Raw genomic sequence first — 5,490 nt, forward strand, 5'->3', positions numbered from 1 at the left:
GGGCCGGTGAGGGGCTCGGCCCTCGGCGCAAGCCCCCCACCGGGTTCGGGGACGTCCTCTTCCCGCGCTTCGGGGTCCGTTGCGGGGACGGCGTAGGCTTTCACGCCCCATTCCGAGCGGCCCGCGACACCGTCCAGCACCGCGCCGAACCGGGCGCTCTGCTCCGCGAGCACCTCGGCGACCCGCGCGTCGTCGCGGTAGATCGTCGCGATCGCGACCGGCGCGGTCGGCGCGGCGTGCGCGGCGCGGTCCACCACCGCGTGGTGGGCGCGGGCGGTGGCCTCCAGCCACGCCAGGTCCTCCAGGTTGGCGCGCAGCGCCGCCTCCCCGTACTCCTCCAGCCGGACGGTGCTGACCAGCGCGGTGAGCGCGCCCTCGACGACGCCGCGGACGGGCGCGCCCGCGACCCCGGCGGCGCCGCGCAGCGCGTCCGGGTCCAGGCCGCGGGCGACCCCGTACAGGTAGACGGCGGTGCCGCCGGTGACAGGTGCCGTCGTCATGCTCCCGGCTCCTTCTCCTCGGCTTCCCTATCGGCTTCCCTATCGGCTTCCCTATCGGCGGCGGGGGCGGCGGCTTCCAGGGCGGCGAGGCGTTCGCGGAGCCGCCGGTTCTCCTCCGCCAGCTCCCGGTCCCGGCCGCCGCCGTCGACCTCCCCGGCGGGGCGGGCCTTGGACGACAGCGACGGGTCGTGCTCCCACCAGTCGATGCCCATCTCCTTCGCGCGGTCCACCGACGCCACCAGCAGCCGCAGCTTGATCGTCAGCAGCTCGATGTCCAGCAGGTTCACCCGGACGTCCCCGACGATCACGATGCCCTTGTCGAGGATGCGCTCCAGCAGGTCGGCCAGGCTCGCCGACTGCCGCTCGCCCGGCATCGACCGTGCCGGGGACCGCGACCCGGTCCAGGAGATCTCACTCAACGCGTCTCAGCCCCTCTCCACCCGGCCGCGGGGATAGCGGTGGGCGCGGCGGTAGGCGACCAGTTCCCCGTCCGCGTCGACCTCGGTGTCGTAGACCGCGAGGATGTCGGCGGAGTCGGGGATGCGGTGGGTCTCGACGACCTCCACCGTGACGCGCCAGCCGTCCTCGCCGGCGCGCTCCACCCCCACCACGCACTCGGCGCAGCGGCCGGTCATCGCGGTGACGTGCTCGGCCGCCCTCTTGGCGGCCTCGGCCGCGGACAACATTCCCGGTCCTCCCTGGCTACCCGCCCGCCCGCTCGCGGCGGGCGCGGCCCTCGTTCAGCCGGCGGATCAGGTCCTCCTCGCGGGCCGCGGCCTCCTCCTGGGTGATCTCCCCCGCCGCGGCGGCGTCGGCGACCTCCTCCATCTCCGCGGCGATCCGCCCCGGGTCGTACAGCCGCGCCTCGGCCTGCTCGGTGAGGACCTCCGCCAGCCGCGTCACGCCCCGCACGGGCGCCAGCGGCAGCGTCAGCAGGCCGGTGAACAGCCCCATCGGCTCAGACCTCCGGCACGAAGTCGTAGGGCGGAAGCGGCCCGATCAGCCGGACCCGGACCCGCTCGGCGGCGGCCCGGGCCAGCTCGTCGACCACCCGCTCGAACTCGGCGCGGCGGTCGGCGCGGACCAGGAACGAGGCGTCCAGGACGTCCTCCTCCCGCACGGGCGGCTTGCTGGTGAACGCCTCGGCGGCGGGCGCGGCGCCGTCCAGCAGCACCTGCCCGTCCCGCTCGCGGAGCCGCTGCATGGCCTGCGCGATCAGCTCACCGAGCCGGACACGGTCGTAGTAGACGGCGTCGGCGATGTCGGGCGGCACCTCCCGCAGCCGCCGCGACAGCTCGGCGATCTCCGGCTCGGCCTCCATGATCTCGCGCAGGACCGTCTCCTGGACGTAGGTGGCCTTCACCCGCAGCTCGACCTTGCCGTCGAGCTCGTCGAGGACCTGCCCGAGCCGGTCGGCGTTGGCGGCCAGCAGCTCCTTCTGCACGGCGGCGCGGTCGGCCATCGCCGCCCCGAACCGGAACGGCACCACCACGGTCCCGGCCTCGACCAGCGCGGTCAGCACCCGCTGGTGCGCCACCAGGTCGGCGCGCTCGCCGAGCGCCCGCCCGCCGGGCAGCGCGCTGACGACCGCGGCGCACGCGCCGCCGTCCTCCACCAGCGACACCGGCCGCTCGTCCAGGCCGGTCACCTCGGGCGGCAGGACCGCGCCGGAGCGGGTCACCCCGTACACGTACTGCGGTTCCCCCTGGGCGGGAGCGCCGGGGGGCTGCGGGGTGCTCATTCCTCGTCCTCCCTCTTGCGGGACGAGCGGCGCCGCGCGGGCTGCTTCTCCTCGTCGGCGTCGCCGGAGTTGTCGGAGTCACCGCCGAAGGTCTCCTTCAGCCGCTCCTGCGCGCCCTCCAGCGCGCCGCGCGTCTTCTTCTTCGCGCCCGACTCCTGCAGCCCCTCCAGGAGCTGCGGCAGACCCTGCGAGGTACCGTTGTTGGTGAGGTCGAGGCGGTTGCAGGCCTCGGCGAACCTCAGATAGGTGTCGACGCTGGCGACCACGATCCGCACGTCCACGGTGAGGAGTTCGATCCCCACCAGCGACACCCGCGCGAACACGTCGATGACCAGCCCCTTCTCCAAAATCAGGTCGACGACGTCGGCCAGGCTGCTGCTGCCCGACCCGCCGCGCTGGACGTAACCGGTGCCCTGGGTCTGCTGGGCGATCGGCCCAGTCATGTCATCCGCTCCCTCGATCGGGGGTGTTCGATTTCGTTCTGGCATGCCGGGTGGTACCCGCACTGATCCGCCTAAACAGGACCCCCGGTTTCGGTCATCGGCCGGTCAAGGCGCCAGGTGAGCGCTCCGCGGCAGGTCAGGGGGGTGTGACGGGGTCAGCGTTTCCGGGCGGTGAGGCGCCCGACGAGCACGCCCGCGGCGGCGGCCGCCGCGATCGGCGCGGCGCGCAGGAGCCGGGCGAGCGTCACCAGCCGCGCGAGCCCGGCGACCCGCCCCGGCAGCGCCGCGACCTGCCCGCCGGCCTGGTCCGCGCCCTTGCGCACGCCGTCGCGGACGCCCTTGCCGGTGCCGCGCGCCGCACCCTTGGCGCCCTTGGCGCCCTTGGCGGCCGTGGTGGTGGCGGTGGCGGAGTTGTCCACCCGCGCGGACTTGCCGCCGGGAACGTGGGGGGTGTTCATCATGCGTCCCTTCCATCGGGGGGTCATCGGGATGTCGCGCCTACCCGGCCCCGTGACCGCAAACATGCGCCCGGGGACCGCCCGCCCGTGTGCAGGCCGGGCGCCGGGCACGGTGGGGCTCGTCGGGCACGGTTGGAACCGTCCCGCCGGGTATGCCGGGAGGCCATGCCCGACAACCAGCCCGCACGCCCGGCACCCGGGCCGCGCACCGGGCTCGCGCGGCGCGCCGCCGAGCCCCTCGCCTGGTGGACGGTGCTGCTGGCCGGGTACCTCGCGATGGCGTCCGGCATCACCCTCACCGAGATCACCGTCGGGGCCCTGACGGCCGCCGCGTGCGCCGCCGCCGCGGTCGCCGGGCACCGCGTCCTGTTCACCGCCGACCGCGCCCGGCGGACCGTCCCGCCCGTGCGGCTGCTGCCGGCGCTGGCGCCGCTGCCCGCCCAGATCACCGCCGACACCGCCCGCATCATCGTGCGCGGCGCGCCGGGAGGGCGGTGGACGGACCTGGCCGTCGCGCCCGGACCCGCCGACCGCGCGGCCGCGACGCTGCTGCTGTCGGCCTCCCCCGGCGCCTACGTCGGCGCCGTCGACCCCGAACACGGGCGGCTGCGCGTGCACCGCCTCGCCCGCGGCCCGTCCCCCTCCGAGCGGCGCCTGCGCCGCGCCGGACTCGTCACCGGCCCCGCCCGGGAGGCGCCGTGACGGCCGACGTGCTGAACACCGCGCTGCCCGCCCTGGCCGTCATGGCCGGGGCGCTGCTCCCGGCGCTGCTGGCCACCCTCCACGGCCGCCCCGCCGGGCGCCTCGCCGGGCTGATCGTCACCGGGCCGCTGGTCACCCTCGTCCTGGTCCTGCTCGCCGCCGCCTACGGCCGTCCCGCCTACCTCGACGTCGCGCTGGTGCTGGCGCTGCTGTCGTTCGCCGGGTCGCTGGTGTTCGCGCGGTTCCTCGGCCGGACGCTGTGAGCCGGAGGACGCGATGACCCTCGACCCGCTCGCCGACGCCCTGACCTGGGCCGGAGCCGCCGTCGCCGTGGCCGCCGCGATCCGGCTGGCCGCCGCGCGCGGCGCCCTCGCCCGCCTGCACGCCGCCGCGCCCGTCACCGTCCTGGCCGCGCCGCTGCTCATCGCCGGGACGGCGCTGCGGCCCTGGTCGTCGTGGCACGACGTCGCCAAGCTCGCCGTCATCGCCGTGCTGCTCACCGCGACCGGGCCCGCCACCGTCGTCACCGCCGCGCAGGCCACACAGGCAGAGCAGGTAGAACAGGCCCAACGTGCCACCGCCGAGCCCGAGGAACCCGCGACGGGGACGGAGGTGAACCCGCCGTGACCACCGGGCCGCTCGGCGCCCCGGACGCCCTGTCGGGGCCGCTGGCCGACGCGCTCATCTGCCTCGCGCTCGCCCTGGCCGCGCTCATGGCCACCGCGGTCGTGCTGACCCGCCGCACCGTCCGGCAGGCGATCGTGCTGTCGGGATACGGGCTGGTCCTGGCCCTGCTGTTCCTCATCCTCCAGGCGCCCGACGTCGCCATGTCCCAGATCGGCGTCGGGACGGTGCTGCTGCCGCTCATCGTCGTCCTGGCGCTGCACGCCACCCGCCGCCACCGCGACACCGCGAACCGGGAGGCGGACAAGGAGGGGCGGCGGTGAACGCGCGCGCCCGCCTCGCGCTGTTCTCGTTCGGCGCCGCCGGCACCGCCGCGCTGTTCACCGCCGGGGCGCTCGGCCTGCCTGGCTTCGGCGGCGCCGTGCACCCCTACGCCGACCGCGCCGTCGGCCAGGCCGTCGCGCACGGCACCCCCAACGCCGTCGCGTCGGTCACCTTCGACCAGCGCGCCTTCGACACCGTCGGCGAGGAGCTCATCCTGCTGTCGGCCGCCGTCGCCGCCGTCGTGCTGCTGCGCGCCGTGCGCCGCGAGGAGGAGGACGCGGGCGGCGCGCACCGGCACGGGCCCGCCGAGGTGCCCGACGCGCTGCGGGTCATCGGCTACCTGCTGCTGCCGGTCACCCTCGCCGCCGGGGTGTACGTCGTCGCGCACGGGCACCAGTCCCCCGGCGGCGGGTTCCAGGGCGGTGTCGTCCTCGGCACCGCCATCCACCTGCTGTACCTGGCGGGCGACTACCCGGCGCTGCAGCGGCTGCGGCCCCTCCCGCTGTTCGAGACCGCCGAGGCCGTCGCCGCCGCCGTGTTCGTCGCGCTGGTGCTGGCCGCCGCGGGCTGGGCCGCGGCCGGGCGGGTGCCCGCCCTCAACGGCGCCGTCGGCGCCGAGGTCGGCTGCGCGCTGGTCCTGCTGCTCGGCAAGTTCTTCGAGCAGGCCCTCCTCATCCGCGACACCGGCCCCGCCGCCC

12 protein-coding genes are annotated in these 5,490 nt (G+C 76.2%); 5 read left to right on the forward strand and 7 right to left on the reverse strand.

The window, feature by feature from the left end; translation table 11 throughout:
- From E1264_RS39510 to E1264_RS39540, 7 genes are all read right to left on the reverse strand, one after another.
- A partial coding sequence (locus E1264_RS39510) for a GvpL/GvpF family gas vesicle protein (protein WP_207936847.1) occupies window positions 1-500 on the reverse strand: 500 nt, incomplete at its 3' end.
- Window positions 497-874 (reverse strand): gas vesicle protein, encoded by a 378-nt coding sequence (locus E1264_RS39515; RefSeq protein WP_132182209.1) that lies wholly within the window; start codon window positions 872-874, stop codon window positions 497-499. The genes E1264_RS39515 and E1264_RS39510, both read right to left, overlap by 4 nt.
- A gap of 51 nt (window positions 875-925) precedes the next feature.
- Window positions 926-1,186: a gas vesicle protein GvpO gene (gene gvpO / locus E1264_RS39520; protein WP_132182193.1), complete on the reverse strand. Its 261-nt coding sequence runs from the start codon at window positions 1,184-1,186 to the stop codon at window positions 926-928.
- 16 nt (window positions 1,187-1,202) lie between these two features.
- The gene (locus E1264_RS39525) at window positions 1,203-1,454 is read right to left on the reverse strand and encodes a gas vesicle protein GvpG (protein WP_132182195.1); all 252 of its coding nucleotides are present in this window, start codon (window positions 1,452-1,454) and stop codon (window positions 1,203-1,205) included.
- Window positions 1,455-1,458: 4 nt separating this feature from the next.
- Window positions 1,459-2,241, reverse strand: coding sequence for a GvpL/GvpF family gas vesicle protein (locus E1264_RS39530; RefSeq protein WP_132182197.1), 783 nt, complete (start codon window positions 2,239-2,241; stop codon window positions 1,459-1,461).
- On the reverse strand, window positions 2,238-2,672 hold the full coding sequence (gvpJ, locus tag E1264_RS39535; protein WP_347813452.1) for a gas vesicle protein GvpJ: 435 nt from the start codon (window positions 2,670-2,672) through the stop codon (window positions 2,238-2,240). The genes E1264_RS39530 and gvpJ overlap by 4 nt, the downstream gene beginning before the upstream one ends.
- Before the next feature lie 167 nt (window positions 2,673-2,839).
- The gene (locus E1264_RS39540; RefSeq protein WP_132182201.1) at window positions 2,840-3,145 is read right to left on the reverse strand and encodes a hypothetical protein; all 306 of its coding nucleotides are present in this window, start codon (window positions 3,143-3,145) and stop codon (window positions 2,840-2,842) included.
- A 162-nt stretch (window positions 3,146-3,307) separates the two neighbouring features.
- Between E1264_RS39540 and E1264_RS44195 the strand changes: the two genes are divergently transcribed.
- From E1264_RS44195 to E1264_RS39560, 5 genes are all read left to right on the forward strand, one after another.
- Complete coding sequence (locus E1264_RS44195) at window positions 3,308-3,844, forward strand: hypothetical protein (protein ID WP_165964619.1); 537 nt, start codon at window positions 3,308-3,310, stop codon at window positions 3,842-3,844.
- Window positions 3,841-4,107: a monovalent cation/H+ antiporter complex subunit F gene (locus E1264_RS44200; protein ID WP_165964620.1), complete on the forward strand. Its 267-nt coding sequence runs from the start codon at window positions 3,841-3,843 to the stop codon at window positions 4,105-4,107. Before E1264_RS44195 ends, E1264_RS44200 begins: the two co-directional genes overlap by 4 nt.
- 13 nt (window positions 4,108-4,120) lie before the next feature.
- Entirely contained in the window at window positions 4,121-4,471 is a 351-nt protein-coding gene (locus E1264_RS39550; RefSeq protein ID WP_132182205.1) for a monovalent cation/H(+) antiporter subunit G, read from the forward strand.
- A complete protein-coding gene (locus E1264_RS39555) occupies window positions 4,468-4,791 on the forward strand; it encodes a DUF4040 domain-containing protein (protein ID WP_243711456.1) in 324 nt (107 codons plus the stop codon). The genes E1264_RS39550 and E1264_RS39555 overlap by 4 nt, the downstream gene beginning before the upstream one ends.
- The coding region (locus E1264_RS39560) for an MnhB domain-containing protein (RefSeq protein WP_132182207.1) at window positions 4,788-5,490 on the forward strand (703 nt) is incomplete at its 3' end. The genes E1264_RS39555 and E1264_RS39560, both read left to right, overlap by 4 nt.

The sequence above is a fragment of the Actinomadura sp. KC216 genome, from assembly GCF_004348535.1.
GTDB lineage: Bacteria > Actinomycetota > Actinomycetes > Streptosporangiales > Streptosporangiaceae > Spirillospora.